We start from the raw sequence: 17,894 nt of genomic DNA, 5'->3' as shown, positions 1-17,894 counted from the left end.
CAAGTATTGCGCTGACTCTTCTGTTGCCTGTTGGGTAAGGCTTTAGATCATCTGTCGTGTTTCGCATGCTGACTTGGAGGACAGTGGCATGAGTCAACAGAGCGAGTTGCTTCGTCGACTGCGCCAGCTCCCGGGGGAGCGCCGGGACGCGCTGTTGGCTCGGCTGGAGGATGTCTCCGCCGGCGTCCGCTCCGCACCTCTGTCGTACCGGCAGGAACAGCTGTGGCTGTTCGACCGGTTCGCCCCCAGCAGCCTGGCCTACGGGCTCGGCTTCGCCTTCCCGATCGAGGGCCCGCTCGACCAGGAGGCGCTGCGCGCCGCACTGGCCGATCTGCTGCAGCGGCACACCGTGCTGCGCTCGACGTTCCCGGACGAGGACACCCGGGGCACCCAGCAGGTGAAGTCGGTGCCCGAGGTCCGACTGGAGGTCGAGGACGTACCCGAGGAGCGGCTGCGCCCGCGCGCGGACGAGGTGGTGCAGGGCGAGCTGCGCCGCAGACTGGACCTCAACTCCGGCCCGATGGTGCGCTTCCGGCTGCTGCGGGCCACCCCCGAGCGGCATCTGCTGGTGCTGACCAGTCACCTCATCGTCATGGACCCACGCTCGGCGCGGGTGCTCCAGGGCGATCTGGCCCATGCCTACCGCGCCCGGACGGCCGGCGAGGCACCGAAGTGGATCCATGAGCCGGTGGACTTCGGCCGGTACGCGAGTTGGCAGCGGGACTGGTGCGAGCAGGACTGCGCCCGCGAGACCACCGAGTACTGGCGGAGCACCCTGGCCGGCTGGGAGGGCACGGAACTGCCGGCCGACTCCCCCCGTCCGCGGCTCATCGACCTGAGCAGCGACGTGGTCCGGCTGCCGCTGCCGCCCGGACTGGCGGCCGCCGCCGACGGCCTGGCCCAGGGAAACACCGAGCGGCAGGACGTCCTGCTTGCCGCTTTCCTCGTCGTGATCGCCCGGCACACCGCCCGCGGGGACCTCACCGTCGGGCTGCCGTACGACGTGACGGGACCGCACGACGCCGACCGGCTGGTCGGCGACATCGGAAACCTGCTGCCGCTGCGGGTCGAACTGGACGAGGCGGACAGCTTCGCCGCCGTGGTGGCCCGCGTACGCGACGCCCGCCGGGACGGCCGGCAGCACTCCACCCTGCCGTTCAAGCTGATCCTGGACGCGCTCGGGGTGGAGCCGGACGTCGGTCGGCTGCCCCTGGTCCAGATCGGCTTCACCACGACCGGTGAGAGCACCGGACCGGTCGAGGCGGACGGGGTCCTGATCGGCTGCGAGCAGGTCGACGCCGGTGCCGGGACCTTCGAGCTCACGCTGGAGGTCCACGACGGCGGGGGGCAGCCCACCGTGGCGATACGTTTCGCCACCTCGCTGTACCGACGGGCCACGGCCGCCCGCCTCCTGGACCGCTTCCTGCAGACCCTGGGCGCGCTCTGCGAGCAGCCGGAACGACCGCTCGGAGACGCCCCGCTGGGCACCGTGCAGGAGCGCGCGACCGTACGGAAGCAGTGGAACGCTCCGATCGGCGCGCCGCTCGAGACCCCGCTGCACGAACTGTTCGCGCAGGTCGCCGCGGCCACCCCGGACAACACCGCGCTGGTCTGGCAGGACGGCACGCTGACCTACGGCGGACTCGACGCCTGGTCCGGGCACATCGCGGAGCGGCTGACGGCGGCCGGGGTCGGCCTCGGCGACCTCGTACCGGTGGTGATGGAGCGTGGCCCGGCGCTGCTCGCCTCCGTACTCGGCGTGCTGCGCGCCGGTGGCGCCTACGTGCCGGTGGACGCCGGCCAGCCCGACGAGCGGCTTGCGGTGATCCTGGAGGACACCGGGGCCCGGACCGTGGTGGTCTCCCCCGGCACGGAGGACCGGGTGCCGCAGCCGCTGCGCCTGGTCGTCGGCCCCGACCCGCAGGACGGGCCCCGGACGGGTGAGCGGCACACCCCGGTCGTCGTGCCACCCGCCTCCGCGGCGTACGTCATCTACACCTCGGGCTCCACCGGCCGGCCCAAGGGCGTGGTGGTCGAGCACCGCAACGCGGCCAACTTCACCCGGACCGTACGGGAGATGTTCGACCTCACCCCCGAGGACCGGGTCCTTCATTTCGCCTCGCCCGGGTTCGACGTCTCGGTGTTCGAGATCTTCGGGTCGCTGCTCAGCGGCGCCGTGCTGTACGTACTGGACGAGGACCAGCGGCGCTCCGTGGACGCCCTCGACTCGGTGCTGCGCGAGCAGCGGATCACCGTCATCGACCTGCCCCCGGCGATCATGGAGCTGCTCGCCCCGGACGGCTACCCCGATCTCCGGGTGGCGTTCGTGGGTGGCGAGGCGTTCACGGGTGAGCTCACCACCCGGTGGGCCCGCGGCCGGGACTTCTGGAACGGCTACGGCCCGACAGAGACCACGGTGACCGTGGTGGCCAAGCGGTGCGAGGGCGAGTGGACCGCCTCTCCCCCGATCGGCCGGGCCATGGCCAACCACCGCGCCTATGTGGTGGACGGTGCCGGTTCGGGTGTGCTCCCGCCCGGCGCGGTCGGTGAACTCGCCATCGCCGGCCTGGGGGTGGCGCGCGGCTACCTGGGGCGGCCCGACCTGACCGCCGACCGTTTCCGGCCCGATCCGGACGGCCCGCCCGGATCGCGCCGCTACCTCACCGGTGACCTGGCCTTCTGGGACGAGACCGGGGACCTGTGCTTCGTCGGCAGGGCCGACCGGCAGGTCAAGGTCCGTGGCGTACGGATCGAGCTGGGCGAGGTGGAGGCCGCGCTGCAGGCCGTGGACGGGGTCGCCCAGGCGGTGGCGGAGGTGGCCGCCGACCCGCGCACGGGCGCCCTGCTGATGGCGTACGTGGTGCCGGAGCGGCCCGGTGAGCTGCAGCTGGACACGATCCGCTCCGCAGTGGCCGGCCGGCTGCCGGCCGCGATGGTGCCCTCCGTACTGGTGCCGCTGAACGCTGTCCCCCTCACCCCGAGCGGCAAGATCGACCGGCGGCGGCTGCCCGCCGTGGAGTTCGCCGCCGTGGACGAACTCTCAGAGGCCGACGAGGAGAACAGCACGCCCACCGAGCGCACCATGCGCAAGGAGGTGTTCGCCCCCCTGCTGGGCGCCCGTGTCGGCAACCACGTGAACTTCTTCGCGGCGGGCGGCACCAGTCTGCAGGCGATCCAGCTGTCCTCCCGGGTGAACTCGGTGTTCGGGGTGGCACTGCCGATCGCCGACTTCTTCTCCGACCCCACCGTGGCCGGCCTGGCCGCGCTCGTCGACGCGGCGCAGACGGGCCGGGGGGCGCAGCGGGACGCGCTGGCCGAGGCGCTGGAGCTGGTGGAGGGGCGCAGCGACGACGAACTCGCCGAGCTGGCCGCCGAGCTGGACGGGAAGGCGGCGCGATGAGCGCGGGCGGCCCCGTGAAGGCGCCCTCGGACATCGGACCGGTGAGCTTCGCCATGGACTCGGCCTGGGTGCGCCGGGTGCCCCGGAAAGGCGCCCGGGTGCGGCTGATCTGTCTGCCGTTCGCCGGGGGCGGGGCGTCCGTTTACCAGCGGATGGCGGCACTGATGCCCCCCTGGGTGGAGACCCTGGCGCTCCAGCTGCCCGGGCGCGAGGACCGGTCCCGGGAGGAGCCGCCGGCCCGCGTCGACGCGCTGGTCACCGCCTGCGCGATCGCCCTGCGCCCGTACACGACCATGCCGTACGTGCTGTACGGGCACTGCGCGGGCGGGCTCCTCGCATACGAGATCGCGCACGAGATGGGCCGCCGGTTCGGGACCTGGCCGCAGCGGCTGATCGTCGGCGAGCAGCCCGCCCCGCAGGCGCCGCCGCCGGCGCGGCCGCTGCACCGGCTGCCGGACGCGGAGCTCGTCGCCGAGGTCGACGAGCGCGGCGGACTGCCGGAGGCGGTGGCCCGTAACGCGCAGCTGCTGGAGTTCCTGCTGCCGGTGCTGCGCAGCGACTTCGAGCTCTGGGAGAACTACCGGCACCGGCAGCGTCCCCCGCTGCCGGTCCCGATCACCACGGTCCGCGGCCTGAACGGCTCGGTGAGCGAGCCGGCCCTGGCCGGCTGGGCCGAACAGACCGAGGTGGGGCGCACCGGCGTGAGCGTCGAGGGCGGTCACTACTTCGTCGTCGGACTGACTCCTGAAGCGGCCCGCGAGATCGGCGGCCAGCTGCCCGCCCTGCCGCAGACCGACGCTGCCGGTTCGCTGACCGCCCCGAACGGAAGGACACCCGCGTGAGCATCACCACCAGCACCTCCACCACTCGGTTGCCGCTGGACGCCATCGCCGGAATCGCGGCTGGCGCCGACGGTGTCCGGGACGCAGCCGCCGTGTACGACCGGCGGCTGCGCTCCCCCGGCGCCGGCCGGGCGTCCGGGCCGGGCACCGGCGGCGTACCTTCCGGCACCGCCATCCCCGCCGACCGGCCGGCGCTGGTTCACGGCCCCGAGCCGGTCCTGCCGCCGGACGCGGTGGCGACGCTGCCCGAGGCGCTGGCCCGGGCCGCGCGGGTGGCCCCCTGCCGCGGCACCACCTACGTACTGCCGGACGGCGGCAGCGAGCGGCAGACCTACGCCGAGCTGTACGAGGAGGCCCGCCGCATGCTGGGCGGTCTGCGTCGTCACGGCCTGGCTCCAGGCGACACCGTGCTGTTGCAGTGCGCCGACAGCCGGACCTTCGTCACCGCCTGGTGGGCCTGCGTACTGGGCGGGTTCCTGCCCACCCCGGTGGCCCCCGCGCCGGAGTACGCCACGGACAACGCGGCGGTGCGCAAACTCGTCGCGGCCTGGGAGCTGCTCGGCCACCCACCGGTCGTCGCCGATCCCGGACTGCTCGACGGCGTACGCTCCCTGGCCGGGCGACTGCCCGGCGGCGAGGGCCTGCGGGTGCTGGCCGCCGACACCCTGCCCGATCCGGAACCGGCCGACTGGACGGTGCCCGACCCTGACGCGCTGATCGTCAACCTGCTCACCTCCGGCAGCACCGGCACGCCCAAGTGCGTGCAGCACCGCCATCGCACCATCGTCGCGCGGAGCTATGCGGCGATCGCCGCGAACGGGTTCACCGAGGACGAGGTCTCGCTGAACTGGATGCCGCTGGACCACGTCGGCGGCATGATCATGTTCAATCTCCGGGATGTGTTCCTGACCTGTGAGCACGTCAACGTGCGGACGGAGTCGGTGATCCGCAGACCGCTCCTGTGGCTGGACGTTCTGGACCGGTTCCGGGCCACCAACACCTGGGCGCCGAACTTCGCGTTCTCGCTGGTGTGCCGGCACGCGGAGGAGATCGCCGCCGGATCCTGGGATCTGAGCCGCCTGACCAACATCTGCAACGCCGCCGAGGCCGTGGTGGCCCGTACCGCCCGCCGCTTCGTGGAACTGCTCGGCCCGCACGCTCTGCCCGCCGACGCGATGGTGCCCTGCTGGGGCATGTCGGAGACCTCGTCCGGGGTGACGTACACGCGCATGCACCGTGACGACCCGGCGGCCGGCACCGTCTCGCTGGATCCCTCCTCGCTGGACGGCGCACTGCGCGAGCTGCCGGTGGGCACCCCGGGCGCGGTGGTGGTGACGGAGGTCGGCGCCCCGGTGCCCGGAGTGGCGCTCCGGATCGTGGGCCCTGAGGGTGAGGTCCACCCCCAGGGCGTGGTCGGCCGGCTGCACGTGTCGGGCCACACCGTGCTGAACGGCTACGCCCACAACGAGCGGGCAAACCGGGAGAGTTTCACGGACGACGGCTGGTTCGACACCGGTGACCTGGGGTTCCTGCGCGACGGCCGGCTGTTCCTCACCGGTCGGCAGAAGAACATGGTGATCGTCAACGGGGCCAACTTCCCCGCACACGAGATCGAGGCGGTGGTCGAACAGGTCCCCGGCGTGCTGCCCGCCTGCTCCGCGGTGGCCGGAGTGCCCGACGAGGAGACCGGCACCGATGCCCTGGTGATCTTCTTCGTGCCCGACAGCGACGACGTACCCGCCCTGGTGGACGCCATCCGCTCCGCCCTCGCCCGCGACCTGGCCCTGCGCCCCGCCTATCTGGTTCCGGTGACGGGCGAGGAGTTCCCCCGGCAGAACGGCGGGAAGGTGCAGCGCGAGCAACTGCTCGAAGGCTGGCGTGACGGGCGCTTCGACGATCGTTGTTACGGCGGTGAGGGGGACGACGCCGTCCCTGACGGTGCGTCGGGCGACGAGGCGGGAATCGCGGCACTGGCGGTCACCTGGGAACCGGCCGGGACGCCGCTGCGGCAGCGGCCGCCCGGTCCACTGGTCGCCTGTGCCGCAGGCGTCGGTGTCGTCCCCGACTGGCTGGACCGGGTCACCGATGCCCGTGTCCCGGTCGGCACGGACCCCGTGGAGCTCGCCCGGGCCCTGGAGCAGACCTTCGAGGGACTCCGCGAGCAGCTCACGGACGACCGGGCCGGGGAGGGGCGCGGCCTGGTGCCGCAGGTGCTGTTCGTGGCCGCCGGGGACCCCGCCGCGGCGCCCTCCGACGGGGACGGCGGAGTACCGGCGCAGTTCCTTGCCGTGGCGTCGGCTCTGTCGCGGGTACGTCCCGACGCCGAACTCACCGTGCTGACCCGGGGCGGCGCGCAGACGGCCCCCGGCGACCTGGTGGTGCCGGGCAGGGCTGGGCTGACCGCTCTGGTGCGTACCGCGCGCTCGGAGCGGCTGCTCGCCCGTGCGGCGATGATCGACGCCCCAGCGGACGCCGACGCCGCCGAACTGGCCGCGCTCGCGGGGCTGCAGCACGAGAGCGACGTGGTCGCCGTGCGCGACGGCGAGCCGCTGCGCCAGCGGCTCCGCACGGTGTCGTTGCCGGAGGTCTTCGACGTGCCCACCGATGTACTGCCCCGTGGCGGGACCTGTCTGCTCACCGGCGGGCTCGGCGGCCTGGGGCGGACCGTGGCGGAGCACCTGGTGGTCGCGCACGGGGCCAGGCTGCTGATCGTCGGGCGGACCCCGCAGACGCGACTGGAGCCCGAGGCCCGGGAGGCTCTGGAGATCCTGTCCGCGGTCGGTGAGGTCCGCTACCGCGCCGTCGACGTCGCCGACCCGGACGCGCTGGCCCGCGAGGTGGCGGAGGCGGAGGCCTCCTGGGGCCGGAGGCTCGACCTGGTGCTGCACCTTGCCGGAGCCCCGGTCGCGGCGCAGTGGGAGTCGCTGTCGGACCACGAGCTGCGGACCGAGTCCGCGCAGTGGCTGGACCGGATGCTGCGCCCGAAGGCCGGTGGATGTGTGGCCGTGGACGGGCTGCTGGCCACGCGCCCGGACACCGCGGTGGTGCTGTTCTCTTCGGTGAACGGGTTCTTCGGCGGCACCGGATTCGGTGCCTACGCGGCGGCCAACGCGGTGGTGGACGGCTGGGCCCAGCGCTGGGCGGCCACGGGCCGGCGGACGCAGAGTCTGGCCTGGAGCATGTGGGACGGTCCGGGGATGAACCAGGGCAGTCCGCTGGTCGCGGCGGCCCGGCATCGCGGGCTGACTCTGATCGATCCGGCCCAGGGCACGCTGGCACTGCTGGGCGCCCTGCGCTCCGGAGCGGTGCACCTGCTGATCGGTGCGGAGCCGGCGAACGAGCAGATCAAGACGTTCCTGGCGGCGGACCAACTGCGGGGCGGCACCATCGCGGTGGCCGTGGTGCCCGAGCCGGGCGAGGAGGCTTCGCGCGTGCGGGCCGCGGTGTCGGCCCGACTGGCCGGTCGGGGAATCTTCGCCCGGGTGGTGGTGACCTCACGGATCGAGCGCGACCGCGGTGGCTCCCCCGATCCGGCGGCCGTCCTGGCGGCTCTCGGCGCGGGTGCCACCGGCTATGTGGCGCCCGACGGGCAGCTGGAAGTGCTGGTGGCCAAGGCCGCGGCCGAGGTGCTCGGGGTGTCCCGAGTGGGCCGGGACGATTCGTTCTTCGGTCTGGGGTGCGACTCGATCAGGGCGGTGCAGCTGGCGGAGGCGCTGAGCGAGCTGCTGGGCGACCGGGTCACCGTGGGCTCGCTCTACGAGTCGCCGACGGTCCGCTCCCTGGCTGCCGGTATCGCCGGCTGACCAGGGGTGCCTCCCGGGCTGTGGGTGGCCCGGGAGGCACGTCTGGCGTGAAGATCTCGCGAATGCTCCTCGGCGGCACCTGAATTCCGCAGGCGGACACATACGCTCGTCATCATCGTGCCAGTGTCTTGCTGTCTTGCTCGCGTTGTCAGCCGCGCGCCCGTCGGGTGCTCGGCTTCCCGTCGTCCAGGTGGCCCATACGACGCAGCCTGTCCACCCACGCCTGTGCGGTGTAGCGGGGGACACCGTAGTGCTGTGCCACCTTGCCCACGCTGCTGGTCTTGATGAAGACCGCCTTCACCTCTTCCGCACCGGGCATCTTGCGGTAGGGGCGTTCCGTCTGCTGCTCGATCGGAGGAGCAGACACCGTTGCATGCTTGTGGCTCTCCGGTCTGCTCAGGGAGCGGGCGGAGGACGGGGCGGTGACCCCGCTCACTGCTTGAGCCAGCATCTCGAAGTCGATGTCGAGTGCCGCTCGTGGTGGGATCCCACCTTCTTCCGAGGCCCGGACCACCAGCTCAACTATGCGCGGCGGCCCACCGGGAACGCTCTGCATCACTGCGGTGATCTTCGCCGGTTCCTCTTCGGCGCCCGCACCGGACGCCTCGACAGTAATGGTCCATCTCATACAACACCTGCAATCATGGTCCCTCTGATCGTCACTCGCGCGGGCAACGAGGGCGAGGATGCGACCTGCGTGGAGCCACACGCGAATGACTGCCTCCAACCCCGTCATGTGAGGGCTATTCGCAGTTTCGACTATAGCTACCTTCTGACTTGAAAAGCTACAACCAAGTCAATAAATGGCTCACAAACACTCCACCGATCCACTAGGATACGCCCCCCGGCACCGACGAGTTCCGTCCCATACGATGAGACGACCGGGCATGTCCGGGTCGTCCCGGTCGATGACCACGCGGCCTCGCGCGGGGTCATCGCACCGAAAACACGAGCGAGTCGAGGCCCCTACACGACAACGGCTGTGGCCAGGTGCCCTTCCCCCGGTCCGGCCGAGGTCCGCCACAGCCCGGCGAACCGGTCGATGCGCACGCCGGCGACCACCGGCCCGGGCACGCGCAGCGTTCCGGTGAAGGTACCGAGTTCGGGGTCGGGGCTGATCACGCACTCAGGGAAATCGAGCCATCGTCGAGTGAGGGGGGTACCGCGTCTTGAAGACACTCTCCTTCGCGCTGAACACCAGGCGGTCCCAGGCGACTTCGGGATGCGACGCGGAGAGCCGGGACACCGTGTCCCGCTCTTCGGGCAGCATCACCGTGTCCACGATCTTCCCGGGCAGCGGCAGGTTCGGCTCGGCGTCCACGCCGACCGAGGCGACCGCTCTCCCGCGTGCCACTGCCGCCGCCCGGTAGCCCTCGCAGTGCGTCATGCTGCCGACGACGCCGTCAGGCCAGCGCGGGGCGCGGCGGGCCCAGGGCGGGCCGTCCGCGGCGGGCAGAATCGGGCCGGGTTCGAGCCCCAGCCGCACGAGTGCCCTGCGTGCGCAGAGCCTGACGGTGGCGAACTCTCTCCGTCGCCCGGCGTCGGAGCCGGTCACGAGCTCGGCTTCCTCCGGGAACAACTCGGCCTCGGGGTCGGCGAACAGCTCCTCCAGGACGATCTCCGGCGGAAGCACCCCTTTCAGCAGTCGGCCCGCGACAGGGGTGACCGTCATGCGGACCTCTCCATCACCGAGGCGGGAACGATGCGCGCGAGTCCCTGCGGCGGCGCGGGACGACGGCGCCACTCCCGCGGGTACCCGAGGGAGACCTCCCGGTGCGGAACCCCGTCGCATTCCATCGTGCGGGGTATGTGGAGATGCCCGTACACGACACTGACCGACCGGTACCGCACATGCCAGTCGGCGGTCCCCTCCGTCCCGCACCACTGGGCGAACTCCGGGTAGCGCAGTATTCGGGTGGGCTCGCGGACCAACGGGAAGTGGTTGACGAGAATGGTGGGCAGTGCGGGATCGATCGCGTCCAGTCGTGCGCGCGTGTACTCCAGCCGGGCCCTGCACCAGGCGTCACGGCTGGGATACGGATCAGAATGCAACAAATACTCGTCGGAACAGACCACACCCGCCTGGTAGGCGGCGTTCAGCGCCTCCTCCTTGTTGCGGGCACCGGGCGGCCGGAACGTGTAGTCGTACAGGACGAACAGCGGCGCGACCGCGACCGGCCCTTCCGGACCCTCCCAGAGCGGGTACGGGGCCTCCGGCGTGAACACCCCCATGTCGCGCATCACGTCGACCAGGTACGAGTAGCGTGCCTGGCCCCGGAGCTGCACCGGGTCCCCCGGAGGTGTCCACAGTTCATGGTTTCCCGGCGCCCAGACGACGGTCCCGAAGCGATCGCACAGAGTCTTCATCGTGTCGATGATGTCTGCAGTGATTTCACCGACGTCCCCGGCGACCAGAAGCCAGTCGTCGTCCGACTCCGGTCGCAGCTCCTCGACGATCCTGCGATTTTCCGGGTACTGAACATGCAGGTCACTGACCGCGAAGAGGTTCGTCACAGCATCACCGCCGATACGCACGACCGCACTGTTCGTTCCAGGCACATGCCGCCTTCTCTCTCACGGAGACTTCGCTGACATACCACACTCATAGTGTACGAGCAGATGTCGTATGTCAGCTCCGAACCCGGGCGAGGGGATCGGCTCCCGTTCGCGCGGTACCCGCGACCCGAAGAACCGGTGCCACCGCCGGCTCCCGACCGATGAGAGTCGTCAGGGGCGCTGTCACGTTGTTGGGTGTGTGAGTGCCTGACGGCGAGTCGGGGCGTGGCGGGGGTCGGGTTTCGGGCTGGTGCTCAGGCTGCGGCGGGCTGGTCGGCGGCGCCGGTGACCTGGTCCCAGATGGTGAAGCGGTGGTCATCTCGGCTCGGTAGCTGGGAGCGGTCATCAGGTGGCGGCGGGGTCGGAAGTGGGGTGTACACAGCCACAGCGCATCATCGGTCCGCTCGTGGCCAAGCGCGGACGACCGAAGCGTTGTGAAGATGATCTCGGCTGGGCAGACCCGGAGCCCCGAACGGGGCCGGTTCAGGAGAAGGACGGCGCCAGAGGAGAATGACTCAGGAGGCGGACGGCTCGATCTCCCCCGCGAAGACGATGACCTGGTCGATGAGGCTCCGCCGCAGATGGACGACGTCCGTTCCCGCCAGGCGGGGGCCTCCATCCGGCGTCGTGAAGACCCACTGGTACCGGGCCCACTCGTCCGGCATGTCCACCGCCGAACAGCGCACCATCGTGCCGGTCCCCGCGGGGTGGCGCCGGATGTCCAGCACGAACCGCTCGACCGCCTCGATACCCTCACTGCGGCCCAACGGTCCCCAGAAGACCACGTCCGAGGTTAGGGCCTGGGAGAGCAGCGCAGTCACATAGCTGTCGGCCGAGGCGTTGAACGCGGAGATGAACGTGTCGATCGCGGACCGCGCGGTCTCTTCCTGCATGCACCAGTAATACCACTCGCCTCGCGGACCGCGCTCGTCCCGTGAGCCGTCTCCCGACCACGGTGAACCATCCCGGTCACAGCACTAGCTCCTCGCGCCACCCGGCGAACAGTTCCTCGATCTCTGCTTCGCTGGGCGGGATACGCAGCTGCGGTTCCACCGCAGCCCGGGGCCGGTTCATCTCGTCCAGCGGGCACTCGACCACACGGCCGGTGAGGTTGTGCAGCTCGACCTTGTGCCGCAGCTCAAGGAACTGGAAGAACACCGCCAACGCGCCAGCCCGGCCGGTGCGGGTCGACGGTTTGGCGTCGCGAAGCACCTTGCCGAAGTAGACGTCAGCGTCGGCCGGCTCCATCTCCCACAGCGGACGGCCGAACCAGTCGCGGATCAGGTCCAGATGGTTGGTGTCGTTGCGGATGGTGCTGTCGACCAGACCGGCCGATGCCCGCGCGAGCACGAACCCCGCCAGCACATCGGTCTCGGACTCGACGAGATCCTCCTCGCTCACCGGCGCCCGGTACTCGCGCAGATCGCGTACTACGGCCAGAGCCCACCCACGCCTCCACGACTTCACCCAGACTGAAGGAATCCCGAGAGGAATGAGGGTTGCGCACTACGGACGAGGTTGGGTCAGAACGGCCTGCGGTCACCCGGAAGAGGTAACAGATCCAAGTCCAGGCACTCTCAGCAGCGCCAGGGAGCCACGAACGAACGCGGAACTCGGGGACTATTGCTCACCCGAGTATCGGCGCTGCGGGTTCTTCGCGAACTGACCACTGCCGGTCAGGACCATCCAAGGGTGCGCCCCGGAGACGCGTCGCAAGAACAGTGGGGTGACCTGATGGGCTTCCGGCCGGGCTCACTCAGGCTCAATGCTGTCGGAGCTTGAAGCCCGTTACCGGGAAGCACCGACGGCAGGACAGCAGGTCTGCCTACTCCTCCACCTGGTCGGCGCACGTCGACCAGATTTCCTCCAGCAGCTCTGGGTAGTGCTCGCCGTACGTGCCCACCGCGTGCCACACCGCGTCCAGCGCCGCCTTCAGCGGGTCGGGCCCGGCGGCGGCGAGCACGGCGGGAAGAGCGAAGTGCGGCTGTGAGATCCGCTCGGGGCCGCGCGGAGTGCCGGAGGCGTGCACCGCCGCCGTGCCGTGCCCCACACCCTCGGTCGGTGTCGGCCTGCCGCCGGCAGGCACCGTCGGTACGAACGCACCCAACGCCCGGCCGAGGCCCCGCCGCCTCCGCCCGTTGTCCCCCGACTCCGCGGCCGGGAGCCACGTCCACCCAGCCGCCGCCGGGGGCGTCTGTGGACGGTATGGCGGCCGCTCGGGAGGTACCGCCTTGAGCACCGACCGCCTCGGGACCTGTGGATCGGAGCGCAGGGCCTCCCACATCCGGGCCGTGTCGTCGAACGGCGGCGGCAGCGGACGTCTCTCCGTCAACGCGGTGAGTGCCTGGGTGACCCACGAAACGCCGATCAGGCCCGCCGCCTCGCAAGCCCGCCGGGCGGCCAACGATGCCACCGCGCGCTGGACCTCGGAACCCGCGGTATCAAGCGCGTGCACCAGATCGCTGTCGAAGCGGAGCAGACCGCGGACATTGCCGCCGACGCCGCGCAGCCCCTCGCTCGGCAGCCGACCGCCCCACTCCCATCGCTCGTGGTGCAGTCGCCGCTCCTCGGCGGCCCGCTCCTCCGCCTGACGGGCCAGGCGTTCGGTCTCGGCGCGCTGCTCCGGTGTGGCCCGTGGTGGAAGTTCGCGCGCGTAGCGGTGCCAGTAGGCGGCGCTCTGTGAGGTCTGGCGGACCACGCGGTCTGCGCGAGGCGGCGCGGGCCAGAACTGCAGGAGGTAGCTGTCCGCCTGTGGCTCCCCGGACACTCTGGTGACGAGCTTCCGTCCCTCGTCCATCCCCTGGGCGCAATACCGCACCCGGTAGTCGGTCCGGGCGAGATTCAGGTCCCACGCGACCTCGCCCGCCCACTGCACCAAACTGGTGCTTTCCGACACCGGGCGGAAGGACACCTCCACCACGTCCTCCCAGACCGGGTCCAGCGGAGGATCCTCGTCGTGGACCTCCACGACGAAGCCAACGTTGCCCGTGTGCAGCCCGGTGATCAGCCAGAGCACACCCGGGACCGCCGCCCCGCACAGCCCCCCCGCTCTGGCCTGCGAACGCCTCGGAGAGGTCCGGGATCGCATTGTCCGGATCGCTCTCGGCGTAGATCTGACCGTAGTGAACGTGCACCTCGCCTGTGACCGGCCTGCGCACAGCACCCCTCCCCATATAGCCAACGACCTCGAAAACCCTCGGTCGGACGGGCCGTCACATGCCCCGCATCATGCCGCAAGCCACTGACAACCGGTCCGACGACAAGACGGACTTGGCCGCAGAGCCTGCCTGCCCCGCTGCCAGCAAGGGTCCCCCGGGCATGAGAGGCGAGCAGCACCGCGAACACCACGGCGAAGACAGCTCCCGACGTCATGACCGTCCCCCTCACGGATGCGCTCTGGGACGAGGTGCTGACGTTGGACAACCGAGACGGGTCTGTACGAACGGATCTGTCCCGTAATCGGTGGTAGCGCTGTGTAGTGATCACTGGAGGAGGATGCGGTGGCGGAGCAGGGGGAACCCGGCTCGGCCATGCATCTGCCTCATGATCCGTTTGGTTCGTGTGTTGACGCCCTCGGTGCGGCCGTTGTGGTACGGGAGGGTGAGGCCGGCGTCGACGGCGGCGCGGTCGAGCTCGAGGCCGTTCGCGAAGGAGTGCAGGTGGGGCAGGTGGGGCAGGTCAGCGGTGCGAACCGTAGTGATCCAGTTGGTGAGTTTGGCATAGTTGCCCTCCGCCGGGGCCAGTAGCTGGGCGAACTTGCCGGCGAGGGAGGCGAGTTCGGTCATTTCGGGGCAGGTTCCGGTGAGTTCTCGCAGTAGCGCGGTGTCCTTGTCACGCAGGTTCTCCGGGCGTGTGAGCAGGAGACGGGCGAAGCGCTGCGGGGTGGTGACCGGCTTGTCGCCCTCGGCGCGACCCTGGGTGATGTAGCGGTAGAGCAGGTTGAGGCTGCCGGTGTAGCCCAACTCCTTGATCTCCCGGAAGAGCTGGAGGACGGGGACGGCCGGGTCCGCGGCGCGGCGGGTGCGCAGGTGGTCGCGGTAGGGGTCGACGAGCGTGGGCTTGTAGCGGGGTGCGCGGCGGTCCCCGGTGGGCTCCTTCATGCGGGAGTACCGCTTGACGGTGTTCAGGGCGACATCGAGGCGGCGGGCGCATTCGAGCAGGCCGACGCCTTGGCCGAGCAGGTCGTGGACGCGCTGCCACCGCTCGCGGGTGGTCTGTTCGCGTACGCCTCCGGGCCGGGCGGGGTTCACGGCGGTTGCCCAGCAGGCCGCGTGGGAGCGGACTTCGGCCAGGACCTTGCCGCACAGGTTGGACCAGAGGTGCCACCGGTCGCTGACCTGCACCGCTTCGGGCAGAGCCTGGCGGATGGCCTCAGCGTAGGTGGCGGAGCCGTCCTGGCACACGTACTCGACCCCGGGATGCTCGCGCAGCCAGGTGACCAGGGTCGGGGCGGTGCGGTCGGGCAGGACGTCCATCCGCTCGCCGGTCTCGGCGTCGATGATCACGGTGGCGTAGCGGTGCCGGCGCTTGAGGGCGAAGTCGTCGACGCCGATCACCCGCGGCACACGTGGCGGTGGTGTCCGCAGGCGCGTGAGCAGGCGCAGAGCCGTCGAACGAGAGATGCCGCAGCCCCAGGCACGGGACAGGCGGGCACCCGCCCGGCCGGCTAACCCTTGACTACGAAGCCGAGTTGGCGGGCGAGGAGTGGGGTACGGCGCTGGTAGCGCTCCACCAGGCCCGGCACCTGTTCGCGGAAGGTCTGCCGCGGACATCCCAGCACCGGGCAGACCAGACGCCGAACCCGCACCGACACCACGACCCGCCGCCCGTCCACCGGCACGTCCACGAGCGTCCGGCCGTGCAGGCCGTGCACCTTGGCCGTCGGCGCCCCGCATGCCGGGCACGGCACCGGATCATCCCGGGTCCGCGCAGACACCCGGATGACCTCGCCCTCGTCCTGTACACCCTCGACAACGAGGGCTGACAGCCCCGAAAACACCACACTCACAAGCTCGTTGACATCACGCACACCAGAACAACGACGACCGTCACCCTTCGTCACCACCGATTACGGGACAGAGCCGTTCGTTTGACAGACCCGATGTCGGCGGGCCGGCTGCGTGGCGGGGTGGTGGTGAAGAAGGCGCGCAGGGGCTGGTTGATGTGGTGTTCGCGGCCTGTGCCCTGGGCGCCGGCATCGAGCAGGGGCGCTAGGTCGTCGGTGTCGGAAGGAGTCAGGACGAGCCAGCGCAGGATGATCTGCAGGGTGAGGAGCCGGAGGGTTCGCAGCTCTTTCAGTTTCTCCTGTTCTGTCTGGTCTTTGATCACGTCGCCGTGCACGTAAGTGGATCGGGCCTTGTAGGCGCGCTTGACGATGGCCTTGGCCTCATTTTGGTGGTCAGGGGTGAGGAACAGGGCGGACGCGCGGGAGCGGATGTTATCGGCGGTGCCCTCGCGTTTGTCGTTGGGGCTGATCAGCAAGGCTTCCAGGGCGATGACGTAGTCGAGGTACAGTTCGTCGGCCTCCACCTCCCAGACGCCGTAGTCGGTGTAGGTGCGCTGGTAAGCGGCCAAGAGGCGCCGGGCGCGCCGGTTGAGGATGCTTGGCTTGTGGGTCGCGCCTGACATGACCGCGTCGATCTTCGCCGAGATAGCGGTGCAGAAGTCAGTCAGGGCCGGGAGGTCTGAGGCCGAGACATGGAAGTCGCCGGTGTCGCGGACCTCGACCTCTTCCTCTCTTCCGTACCGGCCTTCATACACCTGGATGGCGGTCGGCACATCTCTGGGGTCCAGATCGAAGCGTCGTCCGCGCGCGACGGTGAAGACCGAGGCCACCCGGAGAAGCTCGCTGTCCCACAGCATCAGTGGAAGGAGGGCCTGCCAGTGCTGGGCTTCCGCGCGCGGGCCGGTGAAGTCGAACCAGGTCGGTCGACGGGTGACCGTGCGGCCGGGATCAGGAACATGGAGGAACGGTGCGCCGGTGATCAGGCCGAGATCATGGCTCCGGCGCTGCAGGACGTTCAGCGCTGGCATCGGGACCGTCTGACGGAGCTCGTCCGCAGTGAAGGTCTGCAGGGTGTGCCGCCCCAGCGGAATCCGTGTTCCCTCGGGGAAGGTGCCGTTGAGGAGCAGCCATCGCTCGTGGACCGGCGTCGGGCCGGTGCAGAAGGTGACGAAGTTATCCGCGACCTCGGAGACGGGGACCGGTGCGCCTTGGGCAATGAGACGTGCCGCCTCGCCCAGGCCCGACTCCCCCAGCAGCGTTCGGGGGTCCGGGACCCAGTCTCCGTTGACCTTGGCGTAGAGATCGGGGTGCTCTTCCCTTGGCGCTGCGGCGGCCAGCGCTCTCTCCACGTCCTTCCAGTGGGGCTGGAGCATCAGTACCACGATGGACTGGGGCGTCGGCGAAAGCTGCCCGCGTACTCGAGCCACGACAACACGGCCTCACGCAGGGGAAGATGCTTGCTCATACCGCCTGAAACTAGCTGCCCCAGTCGCCCGCGGGCAGTAGTTTTCCAACGGCGGAACCAGTAGCGGCCGGTCGTCCTCGATGTACACGACAAGGGTGACCATGCCGGGCCCGGTATCCGGGCGGCCGGCCCGAAAATGAGGGACGCCGCTCGTCGACGTGGATGTCCGCGCGACCCGGCCCCGTCTGCTCGCCGAGCTTGTCGACCGGCTTGCCGATGACGCCCGCCGCGCGGAACACGCCCCCAGTACTACCAGGACCTCGAAATCCTGTCGCACGAGGAGAGCACCCTCGCCCATCTCGAAGGGTGCCTCGTCCGAGCCCGCCACCACACCCGTCTGCTGAACCACGAGAAGGACGCGACCCACATCTGTGTGGTCAACCGGGCACGTCGAGAAAGTGCTACACGTCGTCCGGCGGCACCGCTAGGGCACGTCGGCCAGCCAGGCGGCCGCCAACGAGGCAGAGGCCACGAAGCGCGCTCAAGGCGCAGCTGTTTCACGACGCTCGGCAAGAGCCGGGAAAGCCGTGTCCGTGCGAAGAATCCGGCGAACTGCACGGCGAGGAGTGCGCCCCTGCTGATCAGCTGAAGCAGTCAGAGCCGCGAAATGTAGAAGAGGAGCGCGTTGGTCGCATTTTTTTGCTCTCTTCGCAATAAGTCTCCCCCTGCCCAGCGCGGAAGAGGAGACTAACCACTCCATATGAGTGATCAGGGGAGACACATGGCGCCAACACCGTTGCGTTTGGCCCCTGAGCTGTACGTCAAGCCCTGCTGAACAGCGCAACGGGACCACCTGATAGATCAACGATCGGCGAAGAAAGTC

General features: G+C 70.2%; 11 protein-coding genes and 1 pseudogene. 3 read left to right on the top strand and 9 right to left on the bottom strand.

The genetic code is table 11. The features are described 5' to 3' along the window. Nucleotides 1-88 precede the first annotated feature (88 nt). The 3 genes from ACZ3IC_RS28910 to ACZ3IC_RS28900 are packed head-to-tail and all read left to right on the top strand — an operon-like array spanning nt 89 to nt 8,045. Nucleotides 89-3,400: a non-ribosomal peptide synthetase gene (locus tag ACZ3IC_RS28910; protein WP_467420853.1), complete on the top strand. Its 3,312-nt coding sequence runs from the start codon at nt 89-91 to the stop codon at nt 3,398-3,400. Next, nucleotides 3,397-4,242, top strand: coding sequence for a thioesterase II family protein (locus tag ACZ3IC_RS28905; protein ID WP_467420851.1), 846 nt, complete (start codon nt 3,397-3,399; stop codon nt 4,240-4,242). Before ACZ3IC_RS28910 ends, ACZ3IC_RS28905 begins: the two co-directional genes overlap by 4 nt. Continuing rightward, nucleotides 4,239-8,045, top strand: coding sequence for an SDR family NAD(P)-dependent oxidoreductase (locus ACZ3IC_RS28900; RefSeq protein WP_467420849.1), 3,807 nt, complete (start codon nt 4,239-4,241; stop codon nt 8,043-8,045). Before ACZ3IC_RS28905 ends, ACZ3IC_RS28900 begins: the two co-directional genes overlap by 4 nt. A 148-nt stretch (nt 8,046-8,193) precedes the next feature. On the opposite strand, the gene ACZ3IC_RS28895 is transcribed toward ACZ3IC_RS28900, so the two are convergent. The 9 genes and pseudogenes from ACZ3IC_RS28895 to ACZ3IC_RS28855 all read right to left on the bottom strand — a co-directional run bounded on the left by ACZ3IC_RS28895 (nt 8,194) and on the right by ACZ3IC_RS28855 (nt 16,979). Continuing rightward, the gene (locus ACZ3IC_RS28895) at nt 8,194-8,673 is read right to left on the bottom strand and encodes a hypothetical protein (protein WP_467420848.1); all 480 of its coding nucleotides are present in this window, start codon (nt 8,671-8,673) and stop codon (nt 8,194-8,196) included. A 338-nt stretch (nt 8,674-9,011) separates the two neighbouring features. Beyond that, the gene (locus ACZ3IC_RS28890; protein ID WP_467420846.1) at nt 9,012-9,167 is read right to left on the bottom strand and encodes a hypothetical protein; all 156 of its coding nucleotides are present in this window, start codon (nt 9,165-9,167) and stop codon (nt 9,012-9,014) included. Between the two features lie 4 nt (nt 9,168-9,171). Further along, complete coding sequence (locus ACZ3IC_RS28885; RefSeq protein WP_467420845.1) at nt 9,172-9,717, bottom strand: 4'-phosphopantetheinyl transferase family protein; 546 nt, start codon at nt 9,715-9,717, stop codon at nt 9,172-9,174. Beyond that, the gene (locus ACZ3IC_RS28880; protein ID WP_467420843.1) at nt 9,714-10,604 is read right to left on the bottom strand and encodes a metallophosphoesterase family protein; all 891 of its coding nucleotides are present in this window, start codon (nt 10,602-10,604) and stop codon (nt 9,714-9,716) included. The genes ACZ3IC_RS28885 and ACZ3IC_RS28880 overlap by 4 nt, the downstream gene beginning before the upstream one ends. Nucleotides 10,605-11,116: 512 nt before the next feature. Next, nucleotides 11,117-11,494: a nuclear transport factor 2 family protein gene (locus ACZ3IC_RS28875; RefSeq protein ID WP_467420841.1), complete on the bottom strand. Its 378-nt coding sequence runs from the start codon at nt 11,492-11,494 to the stop codon at nt 11,117-11,119. Nucleotides 11,495-11,570: 76 nt separating this feature from the next. Further along, nucleotides 11,571-12,002: a hypothetical protein gene (locus tag ACZ3IC_RS28870; RefSeq protein WP_467420840.1), complete on the bottom strand. Its 432-nt coding sequence runs from the start codon at nt 12,000-12,002 to the stop codon at nt 11,571-11,573. Between the two features lie 424 nt (nt 12,003-12,426). Next, nucleotides 12,427-13,617 carry a hypothetical protein gene (locus ACZ3IC_RS28865; RefSeq protein ID WP_467420838.1) on the bottom strand — a complete coding sequence of 397 codons (1,191 nt, stop codon included), beginning with the start codon at nt 13,615-13,617 and terminating at the stop codon, nt 12,427-12,429. A gap of 466 nt (nt 13,618-14,083) precedes the next feature. Further along, nucleotides 14,084-15,630: pseudogene (locus ACZ3IC_RS28860) on the bottom strand (ISL3 family transposase). 29 nt (nt 15,631-15,659) lie between these two features. Then, nucleotides 15,660-16,979 (bottom strand): hypothetical protein, encoded by a 1,320-nt coding sequence (locus ACZ3IC_RS28855; protein WP_467420835.1) that lies wholly within the window; start codon nt 16,977-16,979, stop codon nt 15,660-15,662. Nucleotides 16,980-17,894 lie beyond the last annotated feature (915 nt).

Source organism: Streptomyces sp. NPDC002958 (assembly GCF_055563255.1).
Note: the sequence above shows the minus strand (reverse complement) of the source record. Positions and strands in the feature narration are given on the sequence as shown.

Excerpts from the sequence above, each read along its gene's own strand:
- ACZ3IC_RS28895 (WP_467420848.1), bottom strand. The coding sequence starts at position 8,673 with ATGAGATGGACCATTACTGTCGAGGCGTCCGGTGCGGGCGCCGAAGAG.
- ACZ3IC_RS28855 (WP_467420835.1), bottom strand. The coding sequence starts at position 16,979 with ATGCTCCAGCCCCACTGGAAGGACGTGGAGAGAGCGCTGGCCGCCGCA.
- ACZ3IC_RS28910 (WP_467420853.1), top strand. The coding sequence starts at position 89 with ATGAGTCAACAGAGCGAGTTGCTTCGTCGACTGCGCCAGCTCCCGGGG.
- ACZ3IC_RS28885 (WP_467420845.1), bottom strand. The coding sequence starts at position 9,717 with ATGACGGTCACCCCTGTCGCGGGCCGACTGCTGAAAGGGGTGCTTCCG.
- ACZ3IC_RS28875 (WP_467420841.1), bottom strand. The coding sequence starts at position 11,494 with ATGCAGGAAGAGACCGCGCGGTCCGCGATCGACACGTTCATCTCCGCG.
- ACZ3IC_RS28905 (WP_467420851.1), top strand. The coding sequence starts at position 3,397 with ATGAGCGCGGGCGGCCCCGTGAAGGCGCCCTCGGACATCGGACCGGTG.